At 61.0% G+C, this 17,321-nt stretch carries 14 protein-coding genes; all 14 read left to right on the top strand.

The window, feature by feature from the left end; all coding sequences use genetic code 11:
- The first annotated feature begins 317 nt into the window (after positions 1-317).
- A complete protein-coding gene (locus VE23_RS09245) occupies positions 318-1,769 on the top strand; it encodes a LysM peptidoglycan-binding domain-containing protein (RefSeq protein WP_049867836.1) in 1,452 nt (483 codons plus the stop codon).
- Positions 1,770-2,406: 637 nt separating this feature from the next.
- Positions 2,407-5,073: a valine--tRNA ligase gene (locus VE23_RS09235; RefSeq protein ID WP_049867835.1), complete on the top strand. Its 2,667-nt coding sequence runs from the start codon at positions 2,407-2,409 to the stop codon at positions 5,071-5,073.
- Between the two features lie 96 nt (positions 5,074-5,169).
- On the top strand, positions 5,170-6,549 hold the full coding sequence (locus VE23_RS09230) for a bifunctional folylpolyglutamate synthase/dihydrofolate synthase (protein WP_049867834.1): 1,380 nt from the start codon (positions 5,170-5,172) through the stop codon (positions 6,547-6,549).
- 5 nt (positions 6,550-6,554) lie between these two features.
- Positions 6,555-7,955: a UDP-N-acetylmuramate--L-alanine ligase gene (gene murC / locus VE23_RS09225; RefSeq protein WP_048744795.1), complete on the top strand. Its 1,401-nt coding sequence runs from the start codon at positions 6,555-6,557 to the stop codon at positions 7,953-7,955.
- Between the two features lie 242 nt (positions 7,956-8,197).
- Positions 8,198-10,012 (top strand): hypothetical protein, encoded by a 1,815-nt coding sequence (locus VE23_RS09220; protein WP_049867833.1) that lies wholly within the window; start codon positions 8,198-8,200, stop codon positions 10,010-10,012.
- Between the two features lie 88 nt (positions 10,013-10,100).
- Positions 10,101-10,343, top strand: coding sequence for a DUF4321 domain-containing protein (locus tag VE23_RS09215; protein WP_021880678.1), 243 nt, complete (start codon positions 10,101-10,103; stop codon positions 10,341-10,343).
- A gap of 61 nt (positions 10,344-10,404) precedes the next feature.
- On the top strand, positions 10,405-11,034 hold the full coding sequence (locus tag VE23_RS09210; protein ID WP_048744777.1) for a Maf family protein: 630 nt from the start codon (positions 10,405-10,407) through the stop codon (positions 11,032-11,034).
- Positions 11,035-11,095: 61 nt separating this feature from the next.
- Complete coding sequence (gene radC, locus VE23_RS09205) at positions 11,096-11,791, top strand: RadC family protein (RefSeq protein ID WP_021880680.1); 696 nt, start codon at positions 11,096-11,098, stop codon at positions 11,789-11,791.
- Between the two features lie 42 nt (positions 11,792-11,833).
- On the top strand, positions 11,834-12,859 hold the full coding sequence (locus tag VE23_RS09200) for a rod shape-determining protein (RefSeq protein WP_048744776.1): 1,026 nt from the start codon (positions 11,834-11,836) through the stop codon (positions 12,857-12,859).
- An 81-nt stretch (positions 12,860-12,940) separates the two neighbouring features.
- Positions 12,941-13,759: a rod shape-determining protein MreC gene (gene mreC, locus VE23_RS09195; RefSeq protein ID WP_048744794.1), complete on the top strand. Its 819-nt coding sequence runs from the start codon at positions 12,941-12,943 to the stop codon at positions 13,757-13,759.
- 2 nt (positions 13,760-13,761) lie between these two features.
- The gene (mreD, locus tag VE23_RS09190; protein WP_232316853.1) at positions 13,762-14,283 is read left to right on the top strand and encodes a rod shape-determining protein MreD; all 522 of its coding nucleotides are present in this window, start codon (positions 13,762-13,764) and stop codon (positions 14,281-14,283) included.
- A gap of 69 nt (positions 14,284-14,352) precedes the next feature.
- The gene (locus VE23_RS09185) at positions 14,353-15,018 is read left to right on the top strand and encodes a septum site-determining protein MinC (protein ID WP_021880684.1); all 666 of its coding nucleotides are present in this window, start codon (positions 14,353-14,355) and stop codon (positions 15,016-15,018) included.
- A gap of 4 nt (positions 15,019-15,022) precedes the next feature.
- Complete coding sequence (gene minD, locus VE23_RS09180) at positions 15,023-15,814, top strand: septum site-determining protein MinD (protein WP_021880685.1); 792 nt, start codon at positions 15,023-15,025, stop codon at positions 15,812-15,814.
- 6 nt (positions 15,815-15,820) lie between these two features.
- Positions 15,821-16,966, top strand: coding sequence for an FtsW/RodA/SpoVE family cell cycle protein (locus VE23_RS09175; protein ID WP_021880686.1), 1,146 nt, complete (start codon positions 15,821-15,823; stop codon positions 16,964-16,966).
- Positions 16,967-17,321 lie beyond the last annotated feature (355 nt).

Below are 17,321 nucleotides of genomic sequence, written 5' to 3'. Positions count from 1 at the left end.
CCGGCTTCGCTTCCATCGCGGAATCAAGCGATACAGGATTGGATTTTATTCTTCGCCGGCCATGAAGCAGAGGAAGCGAGTTTTTTCACCTGGGAGAAACAGGTCTCGATGTCGCGCCTTTTCCGGCCCTTTAGGACGGTTTTTCCAGCTCATGTACGCCGAAGCCGGCGTTGCCGGAGGCAGCCGTCAAGCAAGAACAGCCTGCTTCCGTCGGCGAGTCCCTCCCCCAAGTAGTCATGCTATGCGATTCCCTGCCATATAGATGGTATGGAGCAAGGCATATGCCCAAGCAATAGCTAGGGAAGGGAGGCTTAAGCGTGAGCGAACTAACACAAGGACTGCGGTTCGACGTGTATGAACGCGTCCATCTGCCCGAGGAAGTTCCCGCTATCGACGAGCTGGAGGAAATCGAACTCGTTCCCCGCATCCAAGTCGTTCAGCAGGGAGAACAAGCCATACTGCGAGGCCAGCTGCTGCTGAGCGGAGTGTACCGCACGACGGACCGTTCGGCGTCGGCGCAGTCGATGGAGCATCGGATTCCGGTGGAGATTACGCTTCCGATGAACCGCATCGAGAGGCTGGATGACATCTCCGTGGAGATCGACAACTTCGACGTCGACCTCCTGTCGGCGCGTACGCTGAACATTACCGGCGTGCTGTCGTTGTCCGGCATCCGGGTGGAGTCCTCCTCCGAGGAGGAGGGGGAGTGGAAGGAAGAGCCTTATACGGTGGTGCATCGCCAGGAAGCGCACCCGACGGGCGACATTTCTCCGGTCCGATATCTGGAGCTGGATGAAGAAGAAGACGAGCCGCAGGGAGAAGCGGGGGGAGAAAGGGATTTCGATCAGGCGACTCCTTATCGGGACGCAGAAGCAATTGCCGGCCAGAGCTACGATCCGGTCGAGGAGGCGCAGAACGAGCCGTACGCCTATGCGGCCGGCTGGACGCAGCTCGGCTCGGCCAGCGGGGCTCGCGAGGAGGAAGTGGACTCTTCCTTCCAGCAGGAGGAGGGTTCCTCCAGGCAGGATGCCGAGACGGAAAACGAAGCTCTCGCGGCCAGCGGAGGAAGCTCCAGCCCGTTCCGCGCGCCGATTCCGCCTGCTTCGGACATTCCCCTGGTCCAGAGCGAAGAGCGGCAATCGGCCTTCTCGGCGCTCCGGAACATAGCGGAGGAGATCATTCCGGCAGAGCCGGAAGCAGCGGCGGATGTCCCGCAGGAGGAAGATCCGGTCGCCGTCCTGTACGGCCGCCCGGCTGCCGAACTGCCGCCGGTCGAAGAGGCGGCGGCCGATTCAGAGCCTCAGCGCGTCGAGACGGAAGACGCCGGGGAAGGGGAATCAGCATCCGCCTTCGCCGCGGAGCCGTTCGAGAATCATGAGCCGCTGCAGGAGCAGGAGAAGCAGGAGCTGCGCATCGCGTTCGGCAGCAAGCGATCGGCTTCGCCCGAGGAAGCCGGGCAGGAGCTTGCTTCTTCGCTGATCGGCTCCAGCAGGAGGGAGCGGGAGCAGCGGCAGGCCGCCGAGCGCAGCCGGCAATCCCAGGAATCCCAGCCGGCAGCGCCAGCGGAAGAGGTGGAGTGGCAGTCGCTTTTCCTCGGCCGGGTCAGCGAAGAGAAGCCGTTCCGCAAAGTGCGGATCTGCATCGTGCAGCGGGAAGAGACGCTGGATCTGATCGCCGACCGCTATCATCTTCAAGCCCGCGAGCTTGCTCTCTACAACCGCCTTGCCGATCAGGGCGTCGCAGAGGGCCAGGTTCTCTACATCCCTTGAGCGGGAGCGTCCCGAATCTATCCCGGCTCCGTCCATGGCTTACCATACCGCGCCTTTCCCCGCTTTGCGGGGGATGGCGCCTTTTTTGGCTTCGGCTGCCGTTTCCAGCCCGATCCCGGCATGGGTCCGATATGGCTGCCCGGGCAAGGCTGCCGCCTAATCAAGTTGACTCCAGCCTTCAAGAACGCTAAAATGAAGCTACCTATTTTTCGAAGTTTGAATAGCCGACGTTGAAAGGGAAGAGCATTCGCCTCGCCTACAGAGAGCAGACCGCAAGCGCTGGAAGGTCTGCAGGCAAGGAGCGGATGCGGGTCGCCCCGGAGTTGCCCCGGTCATGCTGCGCGAGCAGCGGAAGCCGGAGCCGGCCGCAGCCGATATCCTGCGCCAAAGTGCCGCAAGGAAGCTTTCTTGCGGAACAAAGGTGGTACCGCGGAAGCCTGAAGTCTTTCGTCCTTTGCGAAGAGGATGAAAGGCTTTTTTTGTCGGAAAAAACGGCGTTCGCCTTCCTGCGGAATCCGGGGCCCGGCATCGGGCCGGAGGCGGATGTACGCTGTCCTCCGCGCAGGCCGGCCAGCCGAGGCGTTGTCAAAAAGAAGGCCATAAAAAAACGACTTTCATTGATAAGGGTGAATCCAAAATGTCAGAGACTCAGCAGCACACGACGGAAATGCCGACGACCTACGATCCGAAGGCGGCGGAGCAGAAAGGAACCGAGTTCTGGGAAAAGGGCGGTTTCTTCCAGGCCGGCCGCAAGCCAGAAGCGAAGCCTTACACGATCGTCATCCCGCCCCCCAACGTAACGGGAATGCTCCATATCGGGCATGCGCTCGATTTCACGCTGCAGGATATCATGATCCGAACGAAGCGCATGCAGGGATACGACGCCCTGTGGCTGCCCGGAACGGACCATGCCGGCATCGCCACGCAGACCGTAGTGGAGAAGAAGCTTCGCGAGCAAGGCATGACGCGCCACGATCTGGGCCGCGAGAAATTCCTGGAGCAGGTATGGGAGTGGAAGGACACGTATGCGGGGACGATCCGCAGCCAGTGGAGCAAGATGGGCCTTTCCCTGGACTACTCCCGCGAGCGCTTCACGCTGGACGAGGGGCTTTCCAAAGCCGTTCGCGAGGTGTTCGTCCGCTTGTACGAGAAAGGGCTGATCTATCGCGGCGCCAAGATCATCAACTGGGATCCGGCAGCGCGCACGGCCCTGTCCGACATCGAGGTCGAGTACAAGGAAGTGAACGGACACCTGTACCACCTGAAATATCCGCTTGCGGACGGAACCGGCCACGTCACCGTCGCGACGACCCGTCCCGAGACGATGCTCGGCGACACGGCTGTAGCGGTGCATCCGAAGGATGAGCGCTACGCCGCTCTCGTCGGCAAAATGCTCGTGCTCCCTGTTACCGGACGCGAGATTCCGATCATCGCAGACGATTATGTCGAGAAGGACTTCGGCTCCGGAGCGGTCAAGATCACGCCTGCCCATGATCCGAACGACTTCGAGGTCGGCGAGCGCCACAGCCTGCCCAAGATCATCGTCATGGACGAGAGCGGCGTCATGAACGCCGAGGCCGGACCTTACCAAGGCCTCGACCGCGCCGAAGCGCGCAAGAAGCTTGTCGCCGACCTTCAGGAGAGCGGCGTTCTCGTCCGCATCGAGGACCATGTTCATCAAGTCGGGCACAGCGAGCGCAGCGGCGCCGTCGTCGAGCCGTACTTGTCCACGCAGTGGTTCGTGGCGATGAAGCCGCTCGCCGAACGCGCGATCGAAGCCCAGAAGTCCGGCGAGGGCGTGAACTTCGTGCCGGACCGCTTCGAGAAGATCTACCTGAACTGGATCGAGAACGTCCGCGACTGGTGCATTTCCCGCCAGCTGTGGTGGGGCCATCGCATTCCGGCCTGGTACTGCGACTCCTGCGGCAAGCTTCATGTCGCCCGCGAGGATCTCAAAGCTTGCCCGGACTGCGGGCATGGAGAGCTGCGCCGCGACGAGGACGTTCTCGACACCTGGTTCAGCTCCGCCCTTTGGCCGTTCTCCACGCTCGGCTGGCCGGACGAGGACAGCGCCGATTTCAAGCGCCACTATCCGAACGACCTGCTTGTCACCGGTTACGACATCATCTACTTCTGGGTAGCCCGCATGATCTTCACGGCGCTGGAATTCACGGACCGCATCCCGTTCAAGGACGTGCTCATGCACGGCCTGGTGCGCGACGCGGACGGCAAGAAGATGTCCAAGTCGCTCGGCAACGGAGTCGATCCGCTGGACATCATCGAGCAGTACGGTGCGGATGCGATGCGCTTCATGCTGTCCACCGGCAGCACGCCGGGGCAGGATTTGCGGTTCCGCCTGGAGAAGGTAGAGCAGGCGAGAAACTTCGCCAACAAGATCTGGAACGCTTCCCGCTTCGCCTTGATGAATCTGGAAGGTTTCAATTATGATGATATCGATATAACTGTTCCGCTCGGCACGGCCGACCGCTGGATCCTGCATCGTCTGAACGAGACCTCGCGCGATGTGACGAGACTGATCGACGCCTACGACTTCGGCGAAACAGGACGCCTGCTGTACAATTTCATCTGGGACGATCTGTGCGACTGGTACATCGAGGTTGCCAAGCTGAATCTGTACGGTCAGGATGCCGACGCCAAAAAGGCGACGCAATCCGTGCTCGCCTACGTGCTGGACCGGACGCAGCGCCTGATCCATCCGTTCATGCCGTTCATCAGCGAGGAAATCTGGCAGCATCTGCCGCATGAGGGCGAGTCCATCACGACGGCCGCCTGGCCGGTCTATGAAGCTGCGCTGGAAGCGCCGGAAGCCGTCCGCGAGATGGAGCTGCTCATGAGCACGATCCGCTCCGTGCGCAACATCCGCGCCGAAGTGAACGTGCCGATGAGCAAGAAGATCGAGCTGCAGATCAAGCCTTCCGGCAGCTTCGAAGCCGGCATCCTGAGCGGCAACGAAGAGCTTCTGCGCCGCTTCTGCGGCACTTCCTCCCTGGCGGTCGACACGGGACTGTCCGCTCCGGACAAGGCGATGGCCGCCATTGTGACGGGGGCGGAGCTGTACTTGCCGCTTGCGGGACTCATCGACATCGAACAGGAGATCGCGAGGCTGACGAAGGAAGCCGCCGTTCTCCGCTCCGAAGTGGAGCGCGTGGACAAAAAGCTTTCCAACGAAGGCTTCACGGCCAAAGCTCCGGCCAAAGTCATCGAGGAAGAAAAAGCCAAAAGGGCCGATTACGAGTCCAAGCTGGAGAAGGTGCTGGCGCGGATCGAGGAGCTGCAGAGCTGATCGAAGCTGCGATTGTCCTTGGAGGACGGTGGGCCCGGCGAAGGGCGTTCGCGCCGTTCGCCGGCGCAAGTCAAACATAAAAGGAAGCGAAACGATATGGACAACCAGGAAACGCATCGACAGGCCGGAGGCCTGCTGAAATCGTACGAGGAAGCGCGGGAATGGATCGAAGGCCTCATCGGCTTCGGCATCCGTCCGGGCCTGGATCGGATGAAGCTGATGATGGAGCGTCTCGGACATCCCGAGCGCCGGCTCCGCTTCATCCATGTGGCGGGAACGAACGGCAAAGGCTCCGTCTGCGCCTACCTGACCGAGGCGCTGACGCGCGGAGGCTATGACACGGGAACGTTCACGTCGCCTTATATCACCAAGTTCACCAACCGCTTCCGCTATAACGGCCAGGATATCGAGGAGGAGACGCTGCTGCGGCTGGCCAACGAGCTGAAGCCGCTCGTGGACGAGATCGCGGCTACCGAGCACGGCTCCCCGACGATGTTCGAGGTATCCACGGCGCTGGCGATCCTGTACTTCGCCAAGGTGACCTACCCGGATTACGTCGTCTGGGAAACCGGCCTCGGAGGCCGGCTGGACGTGACGAATATCGTGACGCCGGTCATCTCGGTCATCACGAACGTCGGGCATGACCACATGGACGTGCTCGGCAGCTCCATAACGGAAATCGCGTCGGAGAAAGCCGGCATCATCAAGCCTGGGGTCCCGGTCGTAAGCACCGTCGAGGATCCGGAGGCGCTGGCGGTCATCCGCGCGGCGGCAAGCCGCAGCAAGAGCACGCTGTACCAGCTCGGCGAGCAGTTCTCCATTCAAGCGCTTGAGGTGTCGGAGGCCGAGCAGAGCTTCGCGTTCCAGGGCCTGTTCCGCTCTGTGAGTCCGCTGACGGTGACGCTTGGCGGCGCCCATCAGCGCACCAATGCCGCTGCCGCGGTCATGGCGCTTGAGGTGCTGCGCCAATACTGCGCCTTGCTGGTCGACGACGAGCAGCTTCGCGCCGGCCTCAAGGAGGCCGCATGGCCGGGCCGCCTCGAGATGGTGAGAAGCGAGCCGCGGCTGCTGCTTGACGGCGCGCATAATCCCGAAGGAGCGGAGTCGCTGGCGGCGGCGCTCAAGGACGTCTTCAAGTACCGCAAGCTCCATCTCATGATGGGAATGCTGGAGAACAAGAATCATCGGGATGTGCTGCGGCATATACTCCCTATAGTGGATACCTTTGTCATTACGGAGCCCGCCTTCCGCAAGGCGATGCCGGCCCCTGCTCTTGCCGAGCTGGCACGCTCGGAAGCGGCGGAGCTCGGGGTTTCGCCGGAAATCGTGGTCGAGCCCGATTGGACCGCTGCGCTGCGGCGCCTGGAAGAGGCGGCGGGTCCGGAGGACCTGTCCGTCGTAACCGGCACTCTTTATTTAATCGCCGATGTCCGCACCCGGGTGCTTGGGCTACCGGATTCTGAAAAAGGTTGGTGACCGTCATGACGACTACAGCAGAGCACGTACATTTTATCGGAATCGGCGGCTACGGCATGAGCGCGATCGCCCGCGTCATGCTGGAGATGGGATACAAGGTGACGGGATCCGACGTTGCGCGGGCGGAGCTGGCGGAAAAGCTGGCATCCAAGGGAGCAAGCATCTATATCGGCCATGACGCAGGCAACGTCAAGGGGGCCGATCTGGTCGTCTACAGCACGGCGCTGTCCAAGGACAACGTGGAGCGGCGCGCGGCGGAGGAGCTGAAGATTCCGGTGCTCCATCGCTCCCAGATGCTGGCCAGGCTCATGAATGCGGGCAAGGGGGTCGCCGTCGCCGGAGCGCACGGCAAAACGACGACCTCCTCGATGATCGCTCTCGTCATGGAGAGCTGCGGAGCGGATCCGACCTACATCATCGGCGGCGAAATCGTCAATGTCGGCACGAACGCCAAGGCGGGCAAAGGCGAATATGTCGTAGCGGAAGCCGACGAGAGCGACGGCTCCTTCCTGCATTACCATCCGGCGATCGCGGTCGTCACCAACATCGAGCCGGATCATCTGGAGAACTACGACGGCGATTTCGCCAACCTGAAGAAGGCCTACGTCCAGTTTCTCACCCAGGTCACTCCCGATGGAAGGGCCGTCGTATGCCTGGACGATCCGATCGTCCGCGAGCTGCTGCCGCAGGCGGCAGGCTCCCTTCCGTCCGAACGCATCCTGACCTTCGGCATCGACGAGGAAGCGGAATTCCGCGCATCGGACATCGTGCTCGGCGACCGCAAGGTGGCGTTCAAGCTTTCCCGTTCCGGCAAAGAGCTCGGCGTCGTGCAGCTGTCCGTCCCTGGACGCCATAACGTGTACAACGCGATGGCGACGCTGATCACCTGCATGGAAGCCGGCATTCCGTTCGGCGCGGCAGCTGCCGCGATCAAGGAATTCATCGGGGCCAAGCGCCGCTTCCAGGTGCTGGGCGACGTGAACGGCATTCTCGTCATCGACGACTACGCCCATCATCCGACGGAGATCCAAGCGACGATCAGCGCCGCCAAGGCGACCGGCAAGCGGATCGTGGCCGTGTTCCAGCCGCAGCGCTATACGCGCACCTTCTTCCTGCTGGAGCAGTTCAGCCGGGCTTTCGCCGAAGCCGACGAAGTGATCATCACCGACATCTACTCCCCGGCCGGCGAGCAGCAGATCGAAGGCATCAGCTCGCAGCGGCTCGTGGAGATGATCGTGGAGAACTGCAATGCCAATACACGCTATCTTCCGACCAAGGAAGAGGTGCAGGCCGAGCTGTCGAAGCAGGCTGCGCCCGGCGATCTCATCATTACGATGGGAGCCGGAGATATCTGGAAGGCCGCCGACGGCCTCGCGCGCGAGCTGCGGGAGCGGCACGGGCAATAACATCGGAACAGCAGAAGGAAGAACCTTCGAAACGGCCTGATGCAGGCTTTTTCGGAGGTTTTTTTTCATGCCGGAATCCGGTTCCTCGCAGAGATGCGGGGCCTCCCGCCTTTTCCACCCGCTGCAGCTTCCGCTCTCGATCCTGCCTATCAATCTCTATATCCTTCTTCCAAAACGAGGAATAACTCTATCGTTCGGACATAGATTAGAGTAAGAACCCGGCATGGCAGGAGGAATGGAACATGACGAAATCGCGGATGACCTATCGTCCGGACGGTCAAGGGAAGCTGGTGCAGGATCAACGCAAATCGCCACCGGCTGCAGGGAGCGGGCAGCGTGCCGCCGGAGCGGAGGCTCCGGACAAGGGACAGGCGCCGGCGCAAAGGCAAAGGCAAAAAAAAGATCAAGCGCTTTGGCAAGGCCAAGTGCTTTCACAGGAGCAGCCAAAGGACCAACCGCAGGCAAAGGAACAGATGAAAGCAAGAGAGCCATTGCAAGCAATCGCACAGCTGCAGCCGAAGGGCCGCTTGCAGGCGGAAGAACAAAAGAAAGCAAAAGAGCAGTTGCAAGCCGTAGAGCTGCAGCCAAAAGGCCAAATGAAGGCGAAGGATTTTCCGCTCCGGCATGGGGGCGCGCGCCAAACGGGCATGCGCAAGCAGGCATCGCTGCCGCCGGATTGGAGTCCGACGCCTGCGGAGTCGCTTTCATCCATGGAATTCACAGCGGAATACAAAGCATGGGAAAGCCCCTTTCAGGATGACATCGACAGGTTGGAAAGCCTCATCCGCAAGGAAGACGGGCGTCCGGCCGGAAGGCAGTTGCCGGCTGACGCCGCACCTGCACTGGAAAAACGCCGTGCCGGCAACACCTTCGGAGCGGAGGGGCTCCTCGAAGCCCCATCACTCACACCGGATGAAGTCCAGGCTCTCTCCACGGACGAGCGCCTCGACGGCCGGGCTGCCAGGCCCGGAGAGCGCCGCAGCACGCCGCTCCCCGATCCGGGCATTCTCTCCGAATGGCCGCAATGGCCGGATGCGGAGCCTGTGTCCGCGGCAGGAACGGAGCTTTTCGAAGGGCCCGTCATCGATTTGGATGAAATTCGCGCATCAAGGAAGCTTAAATCCGTCCCCGCTCGTCGTATAGAAAGCGGAAGCGCGGGCGGCAGCCGCAGAGGCCCGTCCTGGCCGGCGGTCCTGCTGTCGGTTGCCGGCGCGATAGCGACCGGAGCACTCTTCGGCTACATCGCCTTGGCACTCTTCGCAGGCGGCAGCGTTCTCCCCGCCAAAGACGGCGGAGCCGCCGGAAACACGGCTTCCGAGCCGGCGTCCGCTCCTGCGGCATCGCCTCCGGCAAGCGGCGCCGGCTCTCCCGCCGTCAAGACGGAATCGTCAGCAGGCGGCGCTCCGACTTCTGCCGGCGCTGCGGCGGACGTTCAGGCGGATTGGCCGCAGACGGCTTTCAGCCTGCTGCAGTACGGCGTCTTCTCGGCCAAGGACAGCGCCGCCGCGGCGGCGTCCGAGCTGAAGGCTGGCGGACTCGGCTCTGCTTCGGCAAAGGCGGACGGCGGCTACCGCGTCTACGCCGGCATCTCGTCGAAGCGCAGCGGCGCGGAGTCTCTCGCTGCTTCCATCTCCGGCACGGAAGTATACATCAAGGAAGTCTCGCTTCCCGCGGCCGGCAAGTTTCGTTTCGCCGGATCCGAAAGGGATGCGAAGGCGTTTGGACCCGCGACATCCGGGCTGATCGCGCAGCTGGCCGACATGACGCTGGCCTCTGCGAGCCAGGCGAAGCCTGGCGCTGCGGACAAGAAAGCCATGGCGGAATGGGACAAGCAGCTGGCCTCGTGGCGGCAAGCCTATGCAGCCTTCCGTCCCGGGGTACAGGGCAAGGAGTCGGCGGCCGCGGCCGATAGCCTGGAGTCGGCGGTCAATCTGGCTGCCAAAGAGCTGGACGCCTATAATGCGGCTCCCTCGAAGGCGCGTTTGTGGACGGTGCAGAGCCGATCGATGGACGTCTTCTTCGGACAGCGTGCGTTGATCGAAACCTTGCAGCCGTAAGGGGAGACAGGTTCTTTACATTGTAAAGAACGGAGGCGATCGCGTATAATGAGGCCAGGTGTCAATCATTGGCGAGAGGCGTTGAACCATGAAGAAAAATGGCTGGACGCTTCTCTTCTTTATCGTGCTTGGACTTGTCGCAGGAGCGCTTGCGAACCGCTGGCTGAAGGATGTGCCGGGGGTGTCGGCGCTGACGCGCTCCACGGATATCCGCTGGTCTCCCGCCGCCGATCTGGGCGTCCTCAGCTACAGCCTGGACGTCACCATCCAATTCAGCCTGATCAGCCTGCTCGTGCTCGTGCTTGCGCTGTGGCTGTACCGCCGCCTCTGACCGGAGGACATGGCGGACCGTTATCGAAGAGGAGCATTATGGAAGAGGAGCATTATCGAACATGAACGATGTCGCTATACCCGATCGGCTCGTACTGGCCTCGGCATCCCCGCGGCGCCGGGAGCTGGTGTCTGTCCTCGGACTTGAGCTTCCTGTCCGCCTGCTTCCTACCGGGGCGGATGAATCCGTCGCCGGGACGCTCTCTCCCGGAGAGATCGTCCTCGAGCTTAGCCGGCGCAAGGCCGAGGCCGCTGCCGACGCGCTTCGCGGCGAGCAATCCGCAGAATCCTCCTCAGGGAACGATCTCGTGCTCGGCGCCGATACGATCGTCGTGCTGGACGGGGCGGTGCTCGGCAAGCCCGCGGACCGCGAGGATGCCGTGTCTGCCCTGATGGCGCTGAGCGGCCGCACGCATGAAGTCTATACCGGCGTCACCCTCCTTTCCTGCCCGGGAGATCGCGCCGTCAGCCGCTGGCAGCGTACGCTGGTCACGATGAAGCCGTTCGGCATCGAGAGCGCCCGCCGCTACGCGGCTACGGGAGAACCGCTGGACAAAGCCGGCTCCTACGGCATTCAAGGCGTGGGCGGCGTGCTGGTGGAGAAGATCGAAGGCTGTTATACCAATGTCGTCGGCTTGCCGCTGCCGCTGCTTGCGGACATGCTGGCCGAATTCGGCATACACGTCATTTAATTCTGCTGCTCCCGTGCCTGCGCGCTGCGCCAGGACGGGGGCTTGAAGGCGGTCGGGTCCAATGTCGGTTCCATCAAAAGGATTAAGCCTGCGCGAGCTTCCAAGCGAAGAACGTCCGAGAGAGCGCATGATCAAGTACGGAGCGGAAGCGCTCAGCCATGCCGAGCTGCTGGCGATCCTTCTGCGGACGGGAACGGCGTCGGAGACGGCGGTGCATCTGGCCTCGCGTATTCTGGCCCAGAGCGGCAGCCTGCGCGGACTGGTGGACATGGGGACGACGGAGCTGACGCGGATCAAGGGCATCGGTCCGGCCAAGGCGCTGCAGATCCGGGCCGGCATCGAGCTCGGCAGGCGGCTTTCCCAGAGCCGCCGCGGAGAGGCCGTCGTCGTGCGGAGGCCGCAGGACGCGGCGGATTACCTGATGGAAGACCTTCGCTATCATAAGGTGGAGCATTTCGTCTGCCTGTTTCTCAACACCAAAAATCATATCGTCGCGCGCGAGACCATATCGGTAGGAACGCTGAATGCATCGCTTGTCCATCCGCGGGAAGTATTCCGCGAGGCGATACGGCATGGCGCGGCTTCGATCGTCTGCGCCCACAACCATCCGAGCGGAGATCCGACCCCGAGCACCGAGGATGCGGCGCTGACGCGCAGGCTGGCAGAGGCGGGAGAACTGGTCGGAATCGACGTGCTGGATCATATTGTCATCGGCGATGGAGTCTTCATTAGTTTGAAGGAACAAGGCCTCTTGTAATATAATGAATAGGATTGCCGCATTTCAGAAGGGAGTTTGACCATGTTCGGAGGCTCTAAGGATTTAGGGATTGACCTGGGTACCGCCAATACGCTCGTGTATGTCAAAGGAAAAGGAATCGCTGTCAGGGAGCCGTCTGTGGTGGCCCTGCGTACGGATACAAAAACGATTGAAGCTGTCGGCGAGCATGCCAAGAAAATGATCGGCCGCACGCCCGGCAACATCCGCGCTGTCCGTCCGATGAAGGATGGCGTCATCGCGGATTTTGAGACGACAGCCACTATGATCAAATATTTCATTCGCCAGGCGCAGAAGCAGCGCGCCCTGTTCCCGCGTCATCCAAACGTCATGATATGCGTGCCTTCGGGAATTACATCCGTCGAGAAGCGCGCCGTCGAAGACGCGGCCAAGCAAGCAGGAGCGCGCGAGGCGTTCACGATCGAGGAGCCGTTCGCGGCGGCGATCGGAGCCGACCTGCCCGTATGGGAGCCGACCGGCAGCATGGTCGTCGATATCGGCGGCGGCACGACGGAAGTCGCGGTCATTTCGCTCGGAGGCATCGTGACGAGCCGTTCGGTCCGCATCGCCGGAGACGAGATGGATGAGGCCGTCATCCAGTACATCAAGCGGCTGTACAATCTGATGATCGGCGAGCGCACGGCCGAGCAGCTGAAGATGGAGATCGGCACGGCGATGGCGCTGGAGCAGTCGGAGACGATGGAAATCCGCGGCCGCGACCTCGTGACGGGGCTGCCCAAGACGCTGTCGATCACTTCGGACGAGATTACGGAAGCTCTCGCGGATACGATCGCGGCTATTATCGACGCCGTGAAGATCACGCTCGAGAAATGCCCGCCGGAGCTGTCTGCGGACATCATGGACCGCGGCATCGTGCTTACCGGCGGCGGAGCGCTGCTGCGCAACCTGGACAAGCTGCTCTCCCGCGAGACCGGCATGCCGGTCATCGTAGCCGAGAATCCCCTTGACTGCGTAGCGATCGGCACGGGCCGCTCGCTCGACAACTTGCATTTATTCAAAAACAGAGGCGGCTCCAGGTCCAAGCGCTAAGTCGCAGGAGGAGCGGATGAATGAGACGGGCGGGTGAACGGTTTGTTTAAGCATTTGCGGAACAGGCGGCTCTTCGTTCTCATGATCAGCTTCATTCTTTTCATCGCGGTCATCGGCGTGTCGATCAGCAACCGCTCGGGGCTGACCGCGCCGGAGAAGTTCCTTCGGGATACGACCGGATTCGTGCAGCAATGGTTCTACAAGCCCGCTGGCTATATGGCGGGCTTCTTCCAGGATATCGGAAACTTGCGCGCCATGCATGAAGAGAATGAGCAGCTGCGCATGACAGTAGCCGCCTATACGAGGGACAAGGTGAAATTCAATGCGATGGAGCAGACGAACCAGAGCTTGCAGGAGCTGCTGCACTTCACCGAAGCCCAGAAGAAGATCAACGATTACAAATTCCTGTTCGCCCAGGTCATCGCGGTCAGTCCGGATCCATACAACCAGACGCTGACGATCAACCTCGGCTCCAAGAACGGGATCAAGGAAAAGATGGCCGTCATAACCGACGAGGGCATGGTCGGCATCATCAGCAAAGTGTCCGAGGTCACCTCCACGATCATGCCGCTGCTTGAACTGAACGACCAGGCGCCGGGAATATCGGCGACGGCGCTCGGCAAGCAGAAGCAGTCGTTCGGCATCGTCAGCAGCTACAACAAGGAGACGCAGATGCTTCAGATGACGAAGATCGCGGCGGACGACCCGATGACGAAGGGCGATACGATCCTGACCTCCGGACTGAACAATGTCTATCCGGAGGGGCTGGTCATCGGGACCGTAGAGTCCATTCAGGACAGCGACTTCGGCCTGACCAAGACGGCCAGCATCAAGCTGGCTGCTGATTTCGATCATCTGAACGAGGTGCTTGTCGTCCAGAAGCCCGAGGCGATCCAATGAGGATGCAAGGCATCGTAGGCTTGACCTTCCTGGCCTTCGTCGTGCAGTCGACGATCGTGCCGTGGATCATTCCGGGCGAGTTCGCCGGGCGAATCGTTCCTCATTTCACGCTTGCCGTCGTGCTCTTCGCGGCCATGTACCACAGCCGGCACTCCGCTCTGCTGCTCGGAGCGGGCTTCGGGCTGCTGCAGGATATCGTCTTCCGCGGGCATCTGCTCGGCCTGCATGCCTATGCGATGGCTCTCATCGGCTACCTGTTCGGGCTGCTGCTCGAGAGGCGCCGCAGCACGATGATGATGGCGCTTGTCGTCGTCGCGTTCGGCACGCTCTTATATGAACTTGCCCTTTATTTTGTCTACAAGGTGTTCCAGTTCACGCAGGAGTCCCTGTCCTGGGCGCTGGTCGACCATATTCTTCCCAGCCTGTTCCTTCAGCTGGCATTCGCACTGGCGGTGTATATCCCGCTGCGGAGATGGTTCCAGAACTTGGCCATGAACCGGTACAGCAAGAAAGAGCCTGAATGAAGCCATGCATGAAGGAAGCAGGAAACCGCCTTCCGCAAGCCGAATTGAGTACGTCAAGGAGGGACGGATGTGACCGACAAACAGCGTATTACGATTAAGGGAGTCAAGGACGGTCTCATCTTCCTCTTTGACGATCAGTGCGAGCTTTCGGAATTGATGGAAGAGCTCCAGTTCAAGCTGGAAAAATCCCACCAGCAGCTGCTTTCCGGGCCGCTGGTGCATGTGCATGTGAGGCTGGGCGCGCGCAGCCTGGAGGAGGAAGACAAGGAGAGAATCCGTTCCTTGATCCGCCAGAAGGGGAACCTGCTTGTCCAGTCGATTGAATCCGAAGCTGCCGCCGAAGAAGGCGATGAGGCCGGAATGCAGGCGTTCAAGCTTATGACGGGAATGATCCGTTCCGGACAGACAGTGGAGCATGATGGAAGCCTGCTGCTGCTCGGCGACGTGAACCCCGGCGGCACGGTCCGCTGCACCGGGGATATATATGTGCTCGGCGCTCTTCGCGGAATGGCCCATGCGGGCTGCGAGGGCCGTGAAGAAGCCATTATCGCCGCGTCGCTGCTGCGGCCGACGCAGCTGCGCATTGCGGATGTCATCAGCCGTCCTCCCGAGGAATGGATGTCGGGAGACGCCTCCATGGAGTATGCCTACCTGGAGGACGGGCGGATGCAGATCGACAAGATGAACCAGCTCGCGCGGATGCGCAAGGAGACGATGCTGTTCAAAGGGGTGTAAAGGCATGGGAGAAGCAATCGTCATCACATCGGGCAAAGGCGGAGTCGGCAAGACGACGACATCGGCCAATCTGGGCACCGCCCTTGCTCTGCTGGGCAAAAAAGTGGCCATGGTCGATACCGATATCGGCCTGCGCAATCTGGACGTCGTCATGGGGCTTGAGAACCGGATCATCTACGATCTCGTGGACGTTGCGGAAGGGCGCTGCCGCCTGCAGCAGGCGCTCGTCAAGGACAAGCGGTTCGAGGAGCTGTACATGCTGCCCGCCGCCCAGACGAAGGACAAGTCCGACGTCACGCCGGAGCAGGTCAAGGACATCGTCCTGGAGCTGAAGCGGGAGTACGATTATGTCATCATCGACTGTCCGGCCGGCATCGAGCAGGGCTTCCGCAACGCGGTAGCCGGCGCCGACCGGGCGATCGTCGTCACGACCCCCGAGAATGCCGCCGTGAGGGACGCCGACCGGGTGATCGGCTTGCTGGAGGGCTCCAAGGTTCCGGCCAAGCTGGTCGTCAACCGCATCCGCCCCGCGATGGTCAAGAGCGGGGAAATGCTGGACATCGACGAGATTTGCCAGGTGCTGGCCGTCGACCTGCTCGGCATCGTTCCGGACGATGAGAGAGTCATCAAGGCTGCCAACTCCGGCGAACCGACCGTCATGGATCCGAGCTCGCGGGCTGCGATCGCTTACCGCAACATCGCCAGGCGCATACTGGGGGACATGGTTCCGCTGATGCAACTGGAAGAGAGGCCGGGTAGGCTGCGCAGGCTCGTGAAGTTTCTGGGAATGGGATGAACGTAAGTGCTCAATAGACTCAAAAAAATGGATGTCGGCATCCTGACGCTGCTAGTGTGCTTCATGGTGGTCAGCGCGGTGCTGCTCTACAGCGTCGGCGACGGGGATCCGAAGTATGCCGGCTACTATAAGAAGATGCTGCAGTTTTATGTCGCGGGGTACATTCTGGTGACTTTCGTCACCTTGGTGGACTACCGCATTATTCTCAAGTTCTGGTATTATTTTTACGCCGTCGGCATCGCGCTGCTCGTCGCCGTCTTTTTCCTCGGCTCCAAGGTGAACGGCGCGACCGGGTGGTTCAAGCTGCCGGGCGGATTCAGCTTCCAGCCGGCCGAGGCATTCAAGATCATCATGATCATCGTCGTGGCCTACATGCTGGGACGAAGGCAGGGTGACAAGCTGCTGTTCACGCAGGATCTCCTGCCGATCGCGGTGTTGGTCGGGCTGCCCTTCATGCTTGTCGTCGTCCAGCCCGATCTCGGCAATGCCGTCATTTATCTGGTCATCCTGCTCGGCATGCTGTGGATCGGCAACGTAAAGTACTCGCATGTCCTGATCGGGCTTGTATCCGTCATCGGCGGCGCTCTTCTCTTCGTGACGCTGTTCACTTCCTTCAATGCCGAAATCAAGGACTACGCGGAGAAGCATGGCGTCAAGCACTGGTACGAGCGGATCAACACCTTCGTCGATCCGACCAATGCCGACAAGGACGAGGCTTACCAGGCGCGCAACGCCAAGATCGCCGTCGGCAGCGGCGGCTTGACGGGAGACGGCTTCCTTCAGGGCGATTCCAAAAATCGCGGCGCAGTTCCATATACGTATTCGGATTCCATCTTTGTCGTCATCGGCGAGGAGTTCGGCTTCCAGGGCTCGGCCGTGCTGCTGCTCCTGTACTTCCTGCTTATCTACCGGATGATCATCATCGCCTTCCAGTGCCTGGACCTGAAGGGCTCGTTCATCATCATCGGGATTGTGTGCATGTATGTGTTCCAGGTGTTCCAGAACGTAGGCATGATGATCGGCATCATGCCGATCACCGGCATCACGCTGCCGTTCGTCAGCTACGGCGGCACGTCTCTGATGCTGAATATGCTCAGCATCGGCATTGTTTTCAGCGTTCGGGCGCATCAGGAGAAATATCAGCTCGAGTAGCCGAAAAAAGAAAAACTCGCAAATCTTGCATAGAGATTCCCTTGAGGATGTCGGAGAAGGAGCTGCTGAGCTTCTGGCCGGCATTCTTTTTCTTTTTCTCGATGACATGCTTGTTTGACCGGGAAAAAACGGCCGAATGCGTACAAAGCCGTGATCGATTGGAAAGCATTCTTGGGCACCTCTCCTTTCCGAAGGAGCCGCCACAAGTTGAGCCGTACGGGACAATCAAACCAGCACTAGAGTCTTCCGCAGACGGGAGGCTCTTTTTATTTTGCCCGCTCGCCTTGTGCCTGATCCTGCTGCAGCCAGGGGGTGGCCAAGTCCGTCCCGCACCGTCCGCATACTTGGATAAGCC

This window comes from Paenibacillus sp. D9, from assembly GCF_001188365.1.
In the GTDB taxonomy this organism is placed as follows: domain Bacteria; phylum Bacillota; class Bacilli; order Paenibacillales; family Paenibacillaceae; genus Paenibacillus_O; species Paenibacillus_O humicus.
This window is presented reverse-complemented; position numbering and strand designations above follow the sequence as displayed.

What these genes read in the sequence shown, in the direction of transcription:
- VE23_RS09235 (WP_049867835.1), top strand. Translation starts at nt 2,407, where the DNA reads ATGTCAGAGACTCAGCAGCACACGACGGAAATGCCGACGACCTACGAT.
- VE23_RS09230 (WP_049867834.1), top strand. Translation starts at nt 5,170, where the DNA reads ATGGACAACCAGGAAACGCATCGACAGGCCGGAGGCCTGCTGAAATCG.
- murC (WP_048744795.1), top strand. Translation starts at nt 6,555, where the DNA reads ATGACGACTACAGCAGAGCACGTACATTTTATCGGAATCGGCGGCTAC.
- VE23_RS09220 (WP_049867833.1), top strand. Translation starts at nt 8,198, where the DNA reads ATGACGAAATCGCGGATGACCTATCGTCCGGACGGTCAAGGGAAGCTG.
- VE23_RS09215 (WP_021880678.1), top strand. Translation starts at nt 10,101, where the DNA reads ATGAAGAAAAATGGCTGGACGCTTCTCTTCTTTATCGTGCTTGGACTT.
- VE23_RS09210 (WP_048744777.1), top strand. Translation starts at nt 10,405, where the DNA reads ATGAACGATGTCGCTATACCCGATCGGCTCGTACTGGCCTCGGCATCC.
- radC (WP_021880680.1), top strand. Translation starts at nt 11,096, where the DNA reads ATGTCGGTTCCATCAAAAGGATTAAGCCTGCGCGAGCTTCCAAGCGAA.
- VE23_RS09200 (WP_048744776.1), top strand. Translation starts at nt 11,834, where the DNA reads ATGTTCGGAGGCTCTAAGGATTTAGGGATTGACCTGGGTACCGCCAAT.
- mreC (WP_048744794.1), top strand. Translation starts at nt 12,941, where the DNA reads ATGATCAGCTTCATTCTTTTCATCGCGGTCATCGGCGTGTCGATCAGC.
- mreD (WP_232316853.1), top strand. Translation starts at nt 13,762, where the DNA reads ATGCAAGGCATCGTAGGCTTGACCTTCCTGGCCTTCGTCGTGCAGTCG.
- minD (WP_021880685.1), top strand. Translation starts at nt 15,023, where the DNA reads ATGGGAGAAGCAATCGTCATCACATCGGGCAAAGGCGGAGTCGGCAAG.